We start from the raw sequence: 17,141 nt of genomic DNA, 5'->3' as shown, positions 1-17,141 counted from the left end.
TCCGACGGGACGCGGGCGGACGTGTCAACACGCCCCGCCCGCATCCCTGGAACCTCTTGGGTCCTTGGTTACTCTCATGACCATGGCCACACGTGCGTCTGGGGGTGCGAGAACCTCTTCGCGTGCGGGGGGCAACACGGCTCGTAAGCCCGCAGGGTCGTCCCCCCGGAAGCGCTCCAGCGGCGGTCCCAAGGGGGGCCGCGGTTCGGGTCGGGGGCGTGCCCCGCAGAAGCCCGACCCGATCTCCCAGACGGTCCTCGGGTTCTTCAAGCTGCTGTTCAAGCTGTACCTGCTCGCGGCCGTCGCGGTCGGCTCGATCTTCCGCGCCTACGGGCAGGGCGCCCGCAACCTCGACCCCGAACACCGGCGCGACGGGCTCGGGCTCGCCCTGCTCGGCTCGTCCATCGTGCTGGCCTCGGTCACCTGGTTCCGCCCGGAGGGCGTCGTCACGATCGCGCTGGAGAAGGTCGTGCGGGGCGGTCTCGGGCTGCCCGCGATGGCGCTGCCCGTCCTGCTGGCCCTGCTGGCGTGGCGGACGCTGCGCCACCCCGAGCAGCACGAGGACACCGGACGCGTCGTCATCGGCATGACCGCCCTCGGGGTCGGCGTGCTCGGCATCCTGCACATCGCGGCGGGCGTCCCCTCGCCCGCCAAGGACATGGACGGCGTCCGAGCGTCGGGCGGCGTCGTCGGCTGGGTCGTGTCGGCCCCGCTGGAGGCGGCGCTGAGCGGATGGGTGGCGGTCCCGCTGCTGCTGCTCCTGTCCGGCTTCGGGGTGCTGGTCGTGACCGCGACACCGATCAACCGGGTGCCCGAGCGGGTCTCCGAACTCTGGGCCGTGGCGACATTGCAGGGCCGCACCCCGCGGCCGGCCGCGGACGACAAGGACAAGGACGCCGCCGGGGACGACGCCGCGCCGAAGAAGCGCCGCCGCCGGAAGAAGCCCGAGAGCGGCGACGGCGACGAGTTGGAGGTCGGTGAGCACTCCCGGCCGTACGACTCCCCGTTGCTGGAGGATGCCCCGAAGAAGGCCGCCCGCCCTCGGCGCGAACTGGCCGACGACCTCTTCGAGGCGGACCCGTTCCAGGCCGACGTCCCCCCGCCCGCGCCGCCGGTCGACGAGGAGGCGCCGCCGGACGCCCCGGACCCGCACGACGACCGCGCCGACATCGCCGATCACGACGACCCCACCATCCAGGACGAACTCGTCGCGGGCGCGTCCGCGACGCGGACGACCGACGTCCCGGACCCGACGCCCGCGCCGCGCAGCTCCGAGCAGTTGCCGCTGTCGTCGTCCGGTGAGATCTACGTCCTGCCCGACCCGTCGGCGCTGCGGCCCGGCAGTGTCGCCAAGCCCCGCACCAAGGCCAACGACACGGTCGTCAACGCGCTCACCGGGGTGCTGGAGCAGTTCGACATCGACGCGCAGGTGACCGGGTTCACCCGCGGCCCGACGATCACCCGGTACGAGATCGAACTGGGCCCGGCGGTGAAGGTCGAGAAGGTCATCGCGCTGACCAAGAACATCGCCTACGCGGTGAAGAGCGCGGACGTGCGGATCATCTCCCCGATCCCCGGCAAGTCCGCGATCGGGGTGGAGATCCCCAACACCGACAAGGACATCGTCAGCCTCGGTGACGTGCTCCGCTCGCCCGCCGCGACCAACGAGCACCATCCGATGATCGTCGGGCTCGGCAAGGACGTCGAGGGACGCACCGTCGTGGCGAACCTGGCGAAGATGCCGCACATCCTCATCGCGGGGGCCACCGGGGCGGGCAAGTCGACGTGCATCAACGGGCTCATCACGTCCGTGCTGATGCGCGCGACGCCCGACGAGGTGCGCATGATCCTCGTCGATCCCAAGCGGGTCGAGTTGACGATGTACCAGGGCATCCCACACCTGATCACGCCGATCATCACCAACCCGAAGAAGGCGGCCGAAGCACTGGACTGGGTCGTCGGTGAGATGGACCGCCGTTACGACGACCTGGCGGCGTCGGGCTACCGGCACATCGACGACTTCAACAAGGCCGTCAAGGCCGGGAAGCTGAAGCCGCCGCCGGGCAGCGAACGGGTGTACACCCCGTACCCGTACATGCTGGTCATCGTGGACGAGCTGGCCGACCTGATGATGGTCGCGCCCCGCGACGTCGAGGACTCGGTCGTGCGCATCACCCAGCTCGCGCGTGCGGCCGGGATCCATCTGGTGCTGGCGACGCAGCGCCCGTCGGTGGACGTGGTGACCGGGCTCATCAAGGCGAACGTGCCGTCCCGGCTGGCGTTCGCGACCTCGTCGCTGGCCGACAGCCGGGTCATCCTCGACCAGCCGGGCGCCGAGAAGCTCGTCGGGCAGGGCGACGCGCTGTTCCTGCCGATGGGCGCGAGCAAGCCGATGCGGATCCAGAACGCCTATGTGGCGGAGAAGGAGATCCACGGCATCGTCGACCACTGCAAGAAGCAGATGGAGGCGAACTACCGGGAGGACGTCGGCGCCGCCGCCGGGCCGAAGAAGGAGATCGACGAGGAGATCGGCGACGACATGGACCTGCTCGTCCAGGCCATCGAGCTGGTCGTGTCCACCCAGTTCGGCTCGACGTCGATGCTCCAGCGCAAGCTCCGCGTCGGGTTCGCCAAGGCGGGCCGTCTCATGGACCTGATGGAGAGCCGCGACATCGTCGGGCCCAGCGAGGGCTCCAAGGCACGGGACGTGCTGACCAAGCCGGACGACCTCCCCGGGGTGCTCGCGGAACTGCGCGGCGAGGCCTGAACCGGCGGCCCGTCCGAACGTGCCCGTTCGGACGGGCCCGAACGGGGCGGGGCATTGCGGAATGATGCGAAATCTTGCCCTGTTTCGAACGTGTTGGCTGTCGCACTGAGGGCATTGCCGTTTCTAGACTGGTGGAGCAGGAGATCGGCGACGAGTGCCCTCAAGGGAGGCCCGGCGTGAGCATCGGTGAGACCTTGGCGGAGGAGCGTCAGCGGGCAGGTCTCTCGGTGACACAGGTGAGTCTCCAGACGCGGATACGCGAAACGGTGATCCGCGGCATCGAGGCCGACGATTTCGCCGCCTGCGGCGGCAATTTCTACGCCCGCGGGCATATTCGCAGCATCAGCCGTGTCATCGGCATCGACCCGGAGCCTCTCGTCGCCGAGTTCGACGCGACGCACGGCGGCGCGCCGCAGCCCGTCTCGGCCGTGTCGGCGTTCGAGCCGGAGCAGCCCGTCGCGTTCCGCGAGCGCAGGTCGCCGAACTGGAGCGCCGCGATGGCCCTGGCCCTCGCCGCGGTGGTGATCTACGGGGTCTTCCATGTGGTCGGGCAGGGCGGTGGGCCCGAGCAGCGCACCGCGCGGCAGGTCGCCGGGACGCCCGCGCCGACGACGTCGGCGCCCGCCACGACCGCGCCGCCGAAGAGCGGCGCCCCCGTCGCGGTCGCGCCGCGCACCAAGGTCGAGGTGCGGGTCGAGGCCAAGTTCACGACCTGGCTGAACGTTCGCGGTGACGACGGTAGAACGCTGTTCAGCGGCATGCTCCGCAAGGGCGACCAGAAGGACTTCACCGCCAAGAAGAAGGTCAAGCTCGTGATCGGCGTCGGCGGCAGCGTCGACCTGACCGTCAACGGCAAGGACCTCGGCTCACCCGGCAAGGGCAAGGGCGTCCAGCGGCTGAGCTTCGACCGGGACGACCCCGAGACCGCCTGACCGAGGCGCGGGCGGTCGTCCCGTCCGCGACGACCCGCCCGACGGGCGAGGGCGCTGGTCTGCAAGAGAGCCCGGGGCCATTACCTTAGGGGGATGTCCACTCGCCGTAAGGTTTCGCTCATCACGCTCGGCTGCGCACGCAACGAGGTCGATTCCGAGGAGCTCGCCGCGCGCATCGAGGACGCGGGCTGGGACCTGGCCGACGGCGCGGACGGCGCGGACGTGGTCGTCGTCAACACCTGCGGGTTCATCGAGGCCGCCAAGAAGGACTCCATCGACACGCTGCTCGCCGCGCACGACTCCGGCGCGAAGGTCGTCGCGGCGGGCTGCATGGCCGAGCGGTACGGCAGGGAACTGGCGGAGGCGCTGCCGGAGGCCGACGCGATCCTGAGCTTCGACGACTACGCGGGCATCGGTGACCGGCTCGACGACGTCATGGCGGGACGCCGGCGCGACGCGCACGTCCCGCGCGACCGCCGGACCCTGCTACCGATCTCCCCGGTCGAGCGTTCCGCGTCCGGTGTCGCGACCCCGGGCCACGCCTCGTTCGAGGGACGTTCCGCGCCGGACGACCTTCCGGACGGGCTGGCACCGGCGTCCGGGCCGAGGGTGCTGCGCCGGCGGCTCGGCGGCGGTCCGGTCGCGCCGCTGAAGCTGGCGTCCGGCTGCGACCGGCGCTGCGCGTTCTGCGCCATCCCGGCGTTCCGCGGCGCGTACGTGTCGCGGCCACCGGAGGAGGTGCTGGAGGAGGCTCGGTGGCTCGCCGGGCACGGCGTCCGCGAACTGGTGCTGGTGAGCGAGAACTCGACGTCCTACGGCAAGGACCTCGGCGATCTGAGGGCGCTGGAGAAGCTGCTGCCGCGACTCGCCGCCGTCGACGGCATCGAACGCGTCCGCGTCAGCTACCTCCAGCCCGCCGAGACGCGTCCAGGGCTGATCGAGGCGATCTGCGGCACGCCCGGTGTCGCTCCGTACTTCGACCTGTCCTTCCAGCACGCGAGCGGTCCCGTGCTGCGGTCGATGCGGCGGTTCGGCGACCGGGAGCGGTTCCTGGGCCTGCTCGACCAGATCCGCGCGCTCGCCCCGGACGCCGGCGTCCGGTCGAACTTCATCGTCGGGTTCCCCGGCGAGTCCGAGGACGACGTCGACGAACTGGCGGAGTTCCTGTCCGCCGCGCGCCTGGACGCGGTCGGCGTGTTCGGCTACTCCGACGAGGACGGAACCGAGGCCGCGACCCTGGACGGCAAGCTCGACCCCGCCGAGGTCGCCGCCCGCGTCGAGGAACTGACGAGCCTCGCCGACGAGCTGACCGCGCAGCGCGCCGAGGACCGGATCGGCACGCGCGTCCGTGTTCTGCTGGAGGGCGAGTCCGACGACGGCGAGCCGGAGGGCCGCGCCGAACACCAGGCGCCGGAGGTGGACGGGACGGTCCGAGTCCGCGGCGCCGCCCCGGCCGCCGGCGAGTTCGTCACCGCCCGCGTCACCGGGAGCGACGGCGTGGACCTCGTCGCGGACCTGACATGATCGCGGGTGCTCCGGATCCGGTGGCGGGCTCGCACGACCCGCCGCCGGCCGGTGTGTGGAACGTCGCGAACGCGCTGACGATCGTCCGGATCGCGCTGGTGCCCGTCTTCGTCTGGCTGTTCTTCCTGGACGGCACCGGCTGGCGCCTCGCCGCGTTCGCCGTGTTCGCGGTCGCCTCGATCACCGACAAGATCGACGGTGACATCGCGCGGGCCCGGGGGCTGGTCACCGACTTCGGCAAGATCGCCGACCCGATCGCCGACAAGGCGCTCACCGGCGGTGCGCTGGTCAGCCTGTCCGTCATGGGGGAGCTGTGGTGGTGGGTGACGGCGGCCATCATGGTCCGCGAGATCGGTGTCACCGTGCTGCGGTTCGTCGTGATCCGGCGCGGGGTGATCCCGGCGAGCAAGGGCGGCAAGCTGAAGACGATGCTCCAGGTCGTCGCGATCGGCCTGTACATCCTGCCCGGCCCGCTCGACCCGCTGCGCTGGGTCACCATGGGGGCGGCGGTGGTCGTCACGGTCGTGACGGGCGTCGACTACGTCGTCCGGGCGTGGCGGATGTGGAACGCGTCCGACGGGACGGAGGACGGGTGGGCTGCGGGACCACGCCCACCCCGGTCGTAGTCCCGCAGCCCCGCTCGTCGGCGCCGCGGTAGCGATTATCCCCGTGAATCCCCGGGCGGACGAATCGTGCGGCTGAGGTTTGACTCACATTGTGACCTGCGCCTCTGGGAATTGGTGGACGCGCCGGCCGGTGCGCGCGGCGACGATCCACGCCCCGGTCGCGGCGTTCACCGCACGCTGCGGCGGGACAAGATCCACAGCGGGCTACAAAACGCGGCCCGCCCTTTTCCCGGGCGAGCGAAAAGGGAAACCCGATTGGACCGATACGATCTGCGGGCATCCGCCACGTCCTCATTCGGTCGTTTTCTCCGTCAACCGGGCGGTGGCCGGGCCCGTCCGATGGGCTCGCTACCGGTAGATTTCGGGACGCGGTGCCGGCGAGAAGCGGCCGGTGAGGAGCGGGATGGGGGACGTGATGCGGGTCGAACTGCTCACCGTCGGGGACGAGCTGCTGCTCGGCGACACGGTCAACGGGAACGCGGCATGGCTCGGGCGCCGGCTCGCCGACCACGGCCTGGACGTGACCCGCAGCGTCGTGGTCGGCGACCGACTCGACGTGATCATCGAGGCGGTGACGGCCGCGCTGGAACGCGCCGACGCGCTGATCACCACCGGTGGGCTCGGTCCCACCTACGACGATCTGACCCGGGACGCGCTGGCCGCGGCGGCGGGTGTCGCCCTCGTCCGGGACCCGGACCTGGAGCGTCGGCTCCGTGACCGGGTCGCGCGGGCCGGACGGGAACTGCGGCCGATGGCACTGCGCATGGCGGACGTTCCGGAGGGCGCGAAGATCCTGCGCAACTCCGCGGGCTCGGCGCCGGGGCTGCGCGTCGAGCTGCCCGGCGGGATCGTGTACGCGCTGCCCGGCGTCCCGCACGAGATGCGCACGATCATGGACGAGACGGTGCTGCCCGAACTGGCGGGTCTGGGCGGGCCGCCCGCCGTCGCGCGCCGCACGCTGCGCACCGCGCGGATGTGGGAGTCGGATGTCGCGACGCGGCTCGCCGAGGTCGAGGCGATGGACGGGGTGCGCCTGGCCTACCTGCCCGAACCGGCCCAGGTGAAGATCCGGATCACCGTCACGGGACCCGGTGCCGCCGCCCGGCTCGCGGAGGTGGAGACGCGCGTGCGGGACCTGCTCGGCTCGGCCGTGTACGGGACCGGGGACGAGTCGCTCGACCGGGTCGTCCACCGGCTGCTCGCCGAGCGCGGCGCGACCGTCGCCACCGCCGAGTCGCTGACCGGCGGGCTCATCGGCGCGGAACTGACCTCTATGCCGGGCTCATCCGTGGCGTACGGGGGCGGCCTGGTGACCTACGCGACCGAGGCCAAGCGAGAGCTCCTCGGCGTCCCGGCGGATCTGCTGGCCGAGCACGGCGCCGTCCACCCGGACGTGGCCGCCGCGATGGCCGCCGGGGCACGGGACGCGCTCGGCGCGACCTACGGGCTCGCCGTGACGGGTGTGGCCGGTCCCGACCCGCAGGACGGCCGTCCGGTGGGCACGATCTTCATCGGATTGGCCGGACCCGGAGAACTCTCCATCGTGATCGGTCCGCGACTCCCCGTGCCGGGCACGGGGCTCGAGGTCCGCGACGTGATCCGGCGGATGACCGTCGTGCACGCCCTTGAGCTGCTCAGACGCGTTCTTCTCGGGCTCGATGTCGACGATCGGGACGACGCGGGCCAGGCGGATCGGGAAGAGTGAGGCTGATTACAGCGTTACGTTCCGAGCGAACACGAATTCAACGGTCTGCCATGCCCACCGTCAAGGCGGGTACGGTGGAACCGGCAGATGGTCCGAACTGAGGGAGGGAGCGAGACGATGGTCCTGCTTCGCCAGCTGCTCGGTGACGTACTGCGGCAGCTGCGGCTGCGCCAGGGACGCACCCTCCGTGAGGTGTCCGCGGCGGCGCGGGTGTCACTCGGCTACCTGTCCGAGGTCGAACGAGGGCAGAAAGAGGCCTCGTCCGAACTGCTGTCCTCGATCTGCAAGGCGCTCGGTGTTCCGCTGTCCCATGTGCTGAGGGACGTGGCGGACCAACTGGCCCTCGCCGAGCTGCAGCACGAGCCCGTCATGGCGGGCGCGCCGGAGCACGAGCGCATCACGACCGAGAACATTCCCGAGACGCCCGAGGAGATCACCGGGGAGTTCCGCGCCGACATGGTCGCGGCCTGACCGGGGCTCATCCGCATCGAGCGCCCAGCGTTCATGCCCGATCGGGGGCCGCGGGTGTGCGCGGTCTCACGCATGAACGCGGCATTCGCGGGGAGGGTCCCGTGTTGTAACGGATATCCCGTAACGATGCGGAAGGAGCCCACCATGGCGGCGGTCAAGAGCCCGCTCAACGACGAGGCACTGAAGGTCGCGGGGGAGGCTCTTCAGGGGTCCCTCATCGACCTGATCGACCTTTCGCTGTTCGCCAAGCAGGCGCACTGGAACCTCACCGGGCGCAACTTCAAGGTCGTGCACGAGCATCTGGACGAGATCGTCGCGCTGGCCCGCACGGGGCAGGACGATGTCGCCGAACGTGCCGTGGCGATCGGAGTGAACCCGGACGGGCGCGCCCGTACGGTCGCCGACCGGACGAAGATCCCGCAGCTGGAGGCCGGTTACCTCGACGACGACAAGGTCGTCGCCGCGGTCACCGACGTCCTGGCGCAGCTCATCACGCGGTTCCGGGAGCGCATCAGCGCCACCGACGAACCGGACCAGGTGACCCAGGACCTGCTCATCAGCATCACCGGCGAACTCGAGAAGCAGCACTGGATGTTCCAGGCACAGATCTGAGCGGTCCCGCTCGGAACCGAGCGGGACCGACCCGAGCCGATCCCTCGGCCCGGCACTCCCGGCGGTGCGCTCACAGCGATCCCGGCGCCCCGACCCGGAGACCGGCCCCGGCCCGACCGTTTACGGCGGGCCGGGGCCGTCTGCTGTGCGAGACCGTTTTCCGGTTTCTCGTGGGGTGTGTCCACATTCGGGTGATCATGGACCATGGACGTCCCGCTCCTGAGATCCGCGGCACTCGGCGCCGCGCTGTTCGCCCTCGCCGCGTGCGGCGTCCTGGGGAACGGCGCGGGACGGTGCGCGGCGGCCGGGTCACGGCCCGGCCTCAGCGTCGACATCCCGGCCCCGGACGCCGCCCGCGTGTCGTCGGCGTCCCTGCGGGTGTGCTGGGACCACACGTGCCGTGAGACGCCGGTCAGGTTCAGGCCGTCGTCCCGGGGCCTGCCCATGGACTGTCAGCGCGACGACCCCGCCGACTCCGCCGACTCCTGCGACGCCGCCGCCGAGTCCGACGGAGCCAAGCACGGCTTCGCCTACGTCGAGGACCTGCCGACGTCGATCGTCCGGGTCACCCTCAGGCTGCGCGACGCCCAGGGCCGGACGTTCCTCAGCCGGCGGATCGAACTCATCCCCGAGGCCACGTTCCCGAACGGCCCGGACTGCGACGAAGGCGCCCCTCAGGCCGGCCTGACCATCGTCAACGGCGCGCTGGTGGTGCGGTAGGCGGTTGGCAGTGGGGACACCAGTAGGTGGTGCGCTCGGCGCCCTGCGACGGTTGTGAGGCGCGCTCGACACGGGTGCCGCAGCGCCGGCAGGGACGGGACGCCCGGCCGTAGACCCAGTGCTCACGGCCCCGCGCCAGGTCGCCGGTGGTGATGTGGCCGTGCCGATCCTTGTTGAGGTCCAAAAGCCTGTGAGAAAGCTCCACGAGCCCGTCGAGGTCGGGGACGCGTCCAACGGGCGTCCACGGGTGAACGCCCCGCAGGAACAGGATCTCGGCCTTGTAGACGTTGCCGATCCCCGCCAGCCGGGTCTGGTCGAGCAGCGCCTCGCCGATCGGTCGTTCCGGGTCGTCGGTCAGGCGGGCGACCGCCCGCGCGACCATGTCCGGACCCCAGGCGGCGTCGAGCAGGTCGGGGCCGAGATGGCCGACGGCGCGCGCCTCGTCGGCCGTGCGCAGCAACTCGACCAGGCCGAGCGAGTAGCCGACGGCCTGCCATTCGGCGTTCGCGAGAACCAGCCGGACACGGTGGTCACGCGGCGGCGGACCGGTGCGCCGGATGTGCCAGCGTCCCTCCATCATCAGGTGCGTGTGGACGGTCAGGCCGCCCTCGACGCGAATGAGGAGGTGCTTGCCGCGGGAGACGGCTTCCAGGACCGTCCGTCCGCGCAGGTCCGCGGTCGCCAGCCGGGGCACGCGGAAGTCGGAGCGCGTCAGCGGCCGCCCGGCGAGCGCCTCTGCGAGGCGCCGGGCGGTCAGCCAGACGACGTCACCTTCCGGCATGGAAGGGCCTCAGATGAACGAGGGGCTTTCCCAGGCGGACGGGTCCTCGGTGAGCTTGCGGACGGGGTCGGGCAGTTCGCCCGTGGCGATGTGCGCGAGCTTGACCTGCTCCAGGATGGCGCGCTCGCTGGCGCGTAGCGCGATCCAGACGTCCTGCAGCGAACGGGCGGGCCCCTCGTACCCGACGTGCTCGGGGCGTTCGCCCCGCACGCCGAGCAGCGGTCCGTCGATGGCGCGGATGATGTCGGCGAGGGAGATCTGGTCGGCCGGACGGGCCAGCCAGTAGCCGCCCTCGGGTCCCCGCTGGCTCCGGACGAGGCCGGACCGGCGCAGTTGGCCGAGGATGTTCTCCAGGAATTTGGGCGGGATCTGCTGCGCTTCGGCGAGCTGTACCGCGGTCACCGGGCGGCTCCCGGCGACCGCCAGCTCGGCGGCGGCGCGCAACGCGTAGTCGACCCGGGCGGACAATCTCATACGACCATTATCCCTTGCCGATCAGACCGCTCCGCCCCGGCACGACGCGCCCGCCGGAACCGGGCTCTGTGTCCGGCGGGCGCGTCGCGGGTTCTCCGGCGACCTCAGGCGGCGGATGTCAGCCCCAGCAGCTCCGCGGCGGCCTGGGCGTTGGCGGCGGCGGCCCCGTAGGTGGCCATGTAGACGGCGGAGCTCGGACGCCAGACGGGCAGGCCCATCTCCACGACGACCGTGTCGGGACGGGCCCGCAGCAGCGCCGTGGCGAGCGCTCGCTGACCCGCGTGCCGGTGGGCGTCGCGCAGTACGACGACCAGGCCGCGTCCGCGGGCGCGGGCCAAGGCCTGGTCCTCGGCCCCGTCCGTGCCGTCCGCGTGGATCGCGTCGGGCGCCCAGGGGCTCAGGCCCCACGGGGTCGGACCGACCGCGATGTTGCCGGTGGCCTCCGACTCGACGACGAGCGGCGCCGACTCCCAGCCGGGCAGCGAGCCCGACACCCGGATGGCGCGGCGGGCGGCCTCCAGTCCGGCGGCGCGGTCGGCGACGGCGGGGGAGGGGCCCGCGAGCCACTCCTTGAGCCGCCTGGTCCGCTCCGCCGAGGCCCGCAGCCGGTCCGGGGACAACCGCCCGGTCTGTACGGCCTCGCTGATGGCGGCGAGCGTCGCCTGAAGGGTCTCGGCGTGCTCGTTCGGGCCGAGGCACAGCAGGTCGGCGCCCGCGATGAGGGCCCGCACGGACGCCTCGGGAATGCCGATCGCGCCGCTGGCGCCCTCCATGTCGAGCGCGTCGGTGACGATCACACCCTCGTAGCCGAGCCGTTCCCGGAGCAGCCCGGTGATGGCGGCGGGGGAGAGGGTCGCCGGCACACCGCGGGTGATGGTGGGCAGGTTGAGATGCCCGGTCATCACCGCGCGGGTGCCGGCCTCGATCGCCGCCCGGAACGGAACCAGCTCGCGCCGGTCCAACAAATCCAGGTCGGCGTCGACGAGTGGGATCGACAGGTGGGAGTCGTCCACGGTCGCGCCGTGGCCGGGGAAGTGCTTCGCGCAGGCCGCGACGCCCGCCTCCTGCGTCCCGGTGACGGACGCGGCGGCGTGCCGGGCGACGAGGTCCGGGTCGGAGCCGAACGAGCGGGTGCCGATCACCGGGTTGTCGTCGGCGGTGTTGACGTCCACGGACGGCGCGAAGTTGAAGTTGACGCCGACCTCGGCCAGCTCCGCGCCGAGGGAGCGGTAGATCCGCCGGGTCAGCTCCGGGTCGTCCACGGCGCCGAGCGCCGCGTTGCCCGGGTAGGGGCTGCCGGTCTGGTGACCGCCGAGGCGGGTGACGTCGCCGCCCTCCTCGTCGATCGTGACGAACGGGTCGCCGGCCTTGCGCATCTGCGCGGTGAGCGCGGCCAGGGACTCGGGGCTCTGCACGTTGCCGGTGAGGGCGAACAGGGTGACGCCGGCGAGGCCGGCCTCCAGTTCGTCCAGCAGCCAGCGCGGCGCGGTCGGGCCGGGGAAGGAGGGGAGCAGGGTGCCGCGGGCCAGGCGGCCGAGTTCGGTGGCGGTGGTGAGGTCGTCGGTCGTCACCCCTTCACCGCCCCGGCGGTCAGCCCGGACACCATGCGGCGCTGGACGATGAGGAAGAACGCGATGACGGGAATGGTGAGCAGCGTGGACGCTGCCATGATGGGCCCCCAAGCGTTGCCGCTGCGTCCGAAGAAGAACTGCAGCATGATCGGGAGGGTGTACTTGTTCTGGTCGTCGAGGAACGTGAACGCGAAGATGAACTCGTTCCAGGCGGTGATGAAGGAGAAGATGCTGGTCGCCACCAGCCCGGGAGCGACCAGCGGGAGCAGGACGGTGAAGAACGTCCGGATGGGGCCGGCGCCGTCGATGGCGGCGGCCTCCTCCAGTTCGGGGGGTACCGCGGCGACGAATCCCCGCAGCATCCAGATCGCGAACGGTACGGCGAAGCCGATGTAGACGAGGGCCAGCCCGGAAAGGCTGTTCAGCAGGTCGAGCTGTTTCAGGTCGAGGAACAGCGGGATGACCAGCGCCTCCAGCGGTACCATCTGCACGATCAGCAGCATGATCAGGAAGGTGGTGCGGAACCGGAAGCGGAACCGGGCCACCGCGACGGCGGCCATCAGCGCCAGCAGGCTCGACGCCACGACGGTGACGATCGCCAGGATGGCGCTGTTGCGGAAGTACTCCCAGAAACTGACCTCCGCGATGCCGCCGTTCAGGACCAGGTCGAAGTGGTCCAGCGTCGGGTTGGACGGGAACGGTTTCGGTGTCGTGCTGAAGATCTCGGTGTTGGGCTTGAAGGCGGTGGACGCCATCCAGAAGACCGGGAACACGGCGAGGAAGAAGACCAGCACCCCCGCGCCGTTCAGCAGGATCTTGCGCCGCAGGCGGTGCGGTCCGGCGGGACGGCCATGGCCCGCGCCCCCGCGCCGCCTCGTGGTCGCGAACGTCATTTCGTCTCCCCCTGACGCACCATGACCCGCACGTAGAGGGCGGTGACGATGAGCAGGATCGCCGTGAGCACCAGCGCGATCGCCGAGCCCATGCCGAGCTTCGGATTCAGCGAGCCGAACGCCTCGGAGTAGGCGTACAGCGACAGGTTGAAGGCGTCACGGTTCGCCATTCCGGACATGATGAACAGCTGGGTGAAGACCTTGAAGTCCCAGATGATCGACATGACCAGCAGCACGAGGAAGATCGGCTTGAGCATCGGGTAGGTGAGGCTCCAGAACGTCCGCCACGGGCCCGAGCCGTCCACCCGCGCCGCCTCGTACAGTTCGCCGGGGATGCTCTTCAGCCCGGCCAGCACGGACACGGCGATGAACGGGCACGCCTGCCAGACCACGCACACCGTGAGGACGGTGTAGGTGGACAGCGGGGTGGCGAACCAGTTGTAGTCGGACCAGCCGCCGCCGACGAGGAAGTTCGGCAGCAGGTCGAGGAACCAGTTGACGACGCCGCCCGTGGAGCCGAACAGCCAGGTGAAGATGATGGCCGCGGTGACGGGCGGGGTGGCCCAGGCGACCATCACGCCGCCCGCGACGAAGGACGACATCCTCTTGCCGAGCCTGTTCAGCAGGAGCCCGATGAGCGTCCCGACGACCAGCGTCAGTGACACCGCCACGATCGCGAACAGCACGGTGTGCCGGACGGTCTGCCAGAAGAACGGGTCCTTGAGGATCTTGTCGAAGTTCTCGGTGCCGACCGACTCCGCCGGCTCGCCGCGCAACTGGCGGTTGCCGACCTTCTGGAACGACATGATCCCGATCTGGATCATCGGCCAGAACATCAGGACGGCGATCACGATCACGGTGGGCGTGATCAGCAGGTAGGGACCGAGACGGGGCCTGCGGCGGGACCGCGCCCGGCCGGACGATCTCCGGCCGGGCGCCTTCCCCACCGCCGGTGCGGTGTCGAGCATGGACGTTCCGATCAGCCGAGGACTACTGGTTCAGCAGGGTGTTGGCCTGCTCGTTCGCCTTCTTCATCTCCTCATCGGCGGACTTGCCCTGCACGATGGCCTTGAGCGCGTTCGGCAGCACCTTCTTGGCCTGCTCGAACTCGCCCCAGCCCGTGCTGATCGGCGCGAACTTGGTGTTCGTGGCGATGCTGGTGAAGGCGGCCAGCTGCGGGTCGGTGAACGCCACGTCCGAACGCATCGACGAGAAGCCGCTCTGGTCGGCCCAGGCCTTGGCGTTCTTCGCGTTGTTGAGGACGGTGACGTAGTCGAACGCCGCCTTCTTGGCCTTGGTGTCCTTCCAGACGCCCAGGTCGGAACCGCCCGCGAGGACGGGCGCGTTACCGCCGCTCTTGCTCGGGATCGGGAAGACGGCCCACTGGGCGGCGTCCTTCTCGGAGATCTTCTTCAGCTGCTTCAGGGACCAGCTGCCGTCGATGTACATCCCGAGCTTGCCGAGCGCGAAGTCGCGCTGCGGGCCCTCCAGCTCGTCCAGGCCGATGTACTTCTCGGGCGCGACCTTCTCCTTGGAGATGAGGCCCGCGACGAAGTTCACCGCCTCGACGGCCTGCGGCTGGTCGAGCTTGCCGACCCACTTGTCGCCCTCCTTGACGGCGACCTCGCCCTGGTTGCCCCAGATGAAGCTGAGCAGCGCGTTGGTCTGGTCGGTCGGCACCCCGATGCCGGGGACCTTCTTCTCGTCCTGGATCTTCTTCGCCGCCGCGACGAGCTCGGCCCAGTTCTTCGGCTGCTGGATGCCGAGCTCCTGGAACCAGTCCTTGCGGTACCAGATGGCCCGGACGCCGCCGTACCACGGCACGGCGTAGGTCTTGCCGTCCGCCTGGTCGTTGGCGAGCGCCGTCTTGTTCAGGGTCTTGGAGTCGGCCCAGTCGTTGTACTCGTCGGTGATGTCGGCCAGGTTTCCCTGCTCGATGTGGGACTGGACGTCGGTGTTGCCCAGCTCCGTGACGTCGGGCCCCTCACCTCCGGCCGCCGCCTTTTGGAACGTTGTAGCCACCTGCGGCCAGGGAACGTACTTGATCTGTACGTCCGTCTTGGGGTGCTTGGTCTTGAATTCCGCTTCGACGTCGTCGAGGAACTTCGTCTGCTCCGGGGTTCCCTCGCCCATCATCCACACTTTGAGTTGCGCCGGGTCCTTGCCCGCGCCTTCCTCGCCGTCACCGTCGCCCCCGCAGGCCGTGGCGGCCAGGGCGATCGCGGCCGCGACGGCCGCAACCTTGATGTACTTCACTGGAGATCCTTTCCGGCATCGCCTCGCGCGGCCTTGTGGCCTGCGGTGCAAGGGGAGATGGCGACCCTTTAGGGTCCAGCCATGCTCCTCTTGCGGTCGCAACGCTCGCGGGCGCCCTGCTCGCCAGTCCGCGCTCTGCGCGCGCCCCCGGTCCGGGGTACCGGACCGGTCGGCGCTTGGGCGTAAACTAACAAGAAACTTTCCTAAACAAAACTGCCGTTAGCGGATTGAGACACTGAAGACAATCGAGGGGTAGCCAGCATGGTCGCCAACCGCCCGGGGACGCCGAGGCTCCTGCGCGAGCTCAACGATCGCGCGGCGCTGGACCTGCTCGTCCGGCAGGGCCCGCTGACCCGCGCCCAGATCGGTGAGCACACCGGTCTGTCCAAGGTCACCGCCTCCCAGCTGCTGTCCAGGCTGGAGACCCGGGGCCTGGTCTCGGTCGTCGGATCACAGGCCGGGGGACGCGGACCCAACGCCGCACTGTACGCGGTCGTCCCTTCGAGCGCCTATGTCGCGGGGCTGGAGGTGGGCCCCGACGGGGTCACCGCAGGTGTCGCCGACATCACCGGGCAGATCGTCGCCCAGGTCACCGTCGACCCGAACAGCGCCGACGAACCGGTCAGGATGGTCCACAGCGCAGTTGTCAAAGCGTGCCGTTCCGCCAAGGTCGCGCTGTCCAGACTGAGCGCGTTCGTCATCGGCACTCCCGGCGTCGTCGACCCCCGCACCGGCGACGTCCAGTTCTCCTTCGACCTGCCCTCCTGGCACGAGGGCGTCCTCGCCGCCCTGCGGACCGACCTGCGGCGTCCGGTGACGATCGAGAACGACGTCAACCTCGCCGCCATCGCCGAACGCGCCTACGGCGCCGCGCAGGGCGCCGACGACTTCGCCCTCATGTGGCTCGACCGCGGCATGGGCCTGTCGGTGATGCTGGGCGGACGGCTGCACCGCGGGCGGTCCGGCGGCGCCGGGGAGATCGGCTACCTGCCGGTGCCCGGCGCGCCGCTGCCGCTCGGCGCCGCCCGCCGCGCCCCGCAGGACGAGGGCGTCACCGAGTCGACGACCTGGGGCATTCCGACCCTGGCGGGCGGCTACGGCGCGCTGGTCGGCGCGGACGCGGTCCGCGCCCTCGCCCACGAGTACGGCGTCACCGAGCCGACGGCCGTGGACTGCGTCCGCGCGGCCGCCGCCGACCCGGAGCGCGGCGGCGCGTTCCTCGACGATCTCGCCCGCCGCATCTCCTACGGCGTGACCTCGGTCAACATCGTCCTGGACCCGGGACTCGTGGTGCTGTCGGGCAATCTCGGCCGCGCCGGCGGCCGCCCGCTCGCCACCCGCATCGAGGAGATCGTCGGCCGGATCAGCCCCACCCGTCCGACCGTGGCCATGACCGAGGTGGAAGGGAACCCCGTCCTGCGCGGCGCCCTGCACGCCGCGCTGGAACAGGCCCGCGACGACGTGTTCTCGGCGGCCGGTGCGTCCTAGGACCCCGGAAACCGTCAGCGCCCCCGCCGGACGGCGGAGGCGCTCGTTGAAGTGTGTCCTGATTGGCGGTTGCCGCTTACTCAGCGGACATTGTTTACTTGGCGGGCGCTGTTCACCTGGCGGGCGTAGTTCACTTGGCGGGTGCGGCGACGACCTCTTCCCGGTGGCGCCGCGGGTCGTTCAGCGCACGGTCGATGACCGTCCGGCTGATGATCTGCCGCTTGCGCCGGAGCGCCGCGGCCTTGCGAGCGGTAGGTGTCATGACGAACCCCGTTCCGCGGTGACGTTTCCCCTCGCCACCGCAAACCCCGTGATGACCTC

General features: G+C 70.7%; 16 protein-coding genes. 9 read left to right on the top strand and 7 right to left on the bottom strand.

The annotated features are described in order from the left end of the window. The first annotated feature begins 82 nt into the window (after positions 1-82). The 8 genes from BZB76_RS16730 to BZB76_RS16695 all read left to right on the top strand — a co-directional run bounded on the left by BZB76_RS16730 (position 83) and on the right by BZB76_RS16695 (position 9,357). Positions 83-2,767, top strand: a complete 2,685-nt coding sequence (locus BZB76_RS16730; RefSeq protein WP_121435534.1) for a DNA translocase FtsK — start codon at positions 83-85, stop codon at positions 2,765-2,767. A 176-nt stretch (positions 2,768-2,943) separates the two neighbouring features. Continuing rightward, on the top strand, positions 2,944-3,699 hold the full coding sequence (locus tag BZB76_RS16725) for a helix-turn-helix domain-containing protein (protein WP_121435262.1): 756 nt from the start codon (positions 2,944-2,946) through the stop codon (positions 3,697-3,699). Between the two features lie 93 nt (positions 3,700-3,792). After that, complete coding sequence (gene rimO, locus BZB76_RS16720) at positions 3,793-5,223, top strand: 30S ribosomal protein S12 methylthiotransferase RimO (protein ID WP_121435261.1); 1,431 nt, start codon at positions 3,793-3,795, stop codon at positions 5,221-5,223. Further along, on the top strand, positions 5,220-5,849 hold the full coding sequence (locus BZB76_RS16715) for a CDP-alcohol phosphatidyltransferase family protein (protein ID WP_121435260.1): 630 nt from the start codon (positions 5,220-5,222) through the stop codon (positions 5,847-5,849). The genes rimO and BZB76_RS16715 overlap by 4 nt, the downstream gene beginning before the upstream one ends. A gap of 403 nt (positions 5,850-6,252) precedes the next feature. Then, positions 6,253-7,554, top strand: coding sequence for a CinA family nicotinamide mononucleotide deamidase-related protein (locus BZB76_RS16710; protein WP_246006989.1), 1,302 nt, complete (start codon positions 6,253-6,255; stop codon positions 7,552-7,554). 117 nt (positions 7,555-7,671) lie between these two features. Continuing rightward, positions 7,672-8,025: a helix-turn-helix domain-containing protein gene (locus tag BZB76_RS16705; RefSeq protein WP_117399503.1), complete on the top strand. Its 354-nt coding sequence runs from the start codon at positions 7,672-7,674 to the stop codon at positions 8,023-8,025. Between the two features lie 144 nt (positions 8,026-8,169). Then, positions 8,170-8,637, top strand: a complete 468-nt coding sequence (locus tag BZB76_RS16700; protein ID WP_121435532.1) for a Dps family protein — start codon at positions 8,170-8,172, stop codon at positions 8,635-8,637. Between the two features lie 204 nt (positions 8,638-8,841). Further along, complete coding sequence (locus BZB76_RS16695) at positions 8,842-9,357, top strand: hypothetical protein (RefSeq protein ID WP_121435259.1); 516 nt, start codon at positions 8,842-8,844, stop codon at positions 9,355-9,357. Here BZB76_RS16695 and BZB76_RS16690 read toward each other — a convergent pair. From BZB76_RS16690 to BZB76_RS16665, 6 genes are all read right to left on the bottom strand, one after another. Then, positions 9,332-10,138 carry a DNA-formamidopyrimidine glycosylase family protein gene (locus BZB76_RS16690; RefSeq protein WP_121435258.1) on the bottom strand — a complete coding sequence of 269 codons (807 nt, stop codon included), beginning with the start codon at positions 10,136-10,138 and terminating at the stop codon, positions 9,332-9,334. The two genes, BZB76_RS16695 and BZB76_RS16690, sit on opposite strands and share 26 nt — an antisense overlap. A 9-nt stretch (positions 10,139-10,147) precedes the next feature. Then, positions 10,148-10,612: an RrF2 family transcriptional regulator gene (locus BZB76_RS16685; RefSeq protein ID WP_121435257.1), complete on the bottom strand. Its 465-nt coding sequence runs from the start codon at positions 10,610-10,612 to the stop codon at positions 10,148-10,150. 104 nt (positions 10,613-10,716) lie between these two features. Then, entirely contained in the window at positions 10,717-12,183 is a 1,467-nt protein-coding gene (locus BZB76_RS16680; protein WP_121435256.1) for a glycoside hydrolase family 3 protein, read from the bottom strand. Next, positions 12,180-13,076, bottom strand: a complete 897-nt coding sequence (locus tag BZB76_RS16675; RefSeq protein ID WP_170180650.1) for a carbohydrate ABC transporter permease — start codon at positions 13,074-13,076, stop codon at positions 12,180-12,182. The genes BZB76_RS16680 and BZB76_RS16675 overlap by 4 nt, the downstream gene beginning before the upstream one ends. Then, a complete protein-coding gene (locus BZB76_RS16670) occupies positions 13,073-14,044 on the bottom strand; it encodes a carbohydrate ABC transporter permease (protein ID WP_121435255.1) in 972 nt (323 codons plus the stop codon). Before BZB76_RS16670 ends, BZB76_RS16675 begins: the two co-directional genes overlap by 4 nt. A 22-nt stretch (positions 14,045-14,066) precedes the next feature. Then, complete coding sequence (locus BZB76_RS16665; protein WP_121435254.1) at positions 14,067-15,332, bottom strand: extracellular solute-binding protein; 1,266 nt, start codon at positions 15,330-15,332, stop codon at positions 14,067-14,069. A 261-nt stretch (positions 15,333-15,593) separates the two neighbouring features. Between BZB76_RS16665 and BZB76_RS16660 the strand changes: the two genes are divergently transcribed. Then, the gene (locus BZB76_RS16660) at positions 15,594-16,820 is read left to right on the top strand and encodes an ROK family transcriptional regulator (protein WP_121435253.1); all 1,227 of its coding nucleotides are present in this window, start codon (positions 15,594-15,596) and stop codon (positions 16,818-16,820) included. Between the two features lie 130 nt (positions 16,821-16,950). Here BZB76_RS16660 and BZB76_RS36385 read toward each other — a convergent pair whose 3' ends face one another. Next, complete coding sequence (locus BZB76_RS36385) at positions 16,951-17,082, bottom strand: hypothetical protein (protein WP_281273874.1); 132 nt, start codon at positions 17,080-17,082, stop codon at positions 16,951-16,953. Positions 17,083-17,141: the final 59 nt, after the last annotated feature.

The sequence above is a fragment of the Actinomadura pelletieri DSM 43383 genome (genome assembly GCF_003634705.1).
Taxonomy (GTDB): Bacteria; Actinomycetota; Actinomycetes; order Streptosporangiales; family Streptosporangiaceae; genus Spirillospora; species Spirillospora pelletieri.
This window is presented reverse-complemented; position numbering and strand designations above follow the sequence as displayed.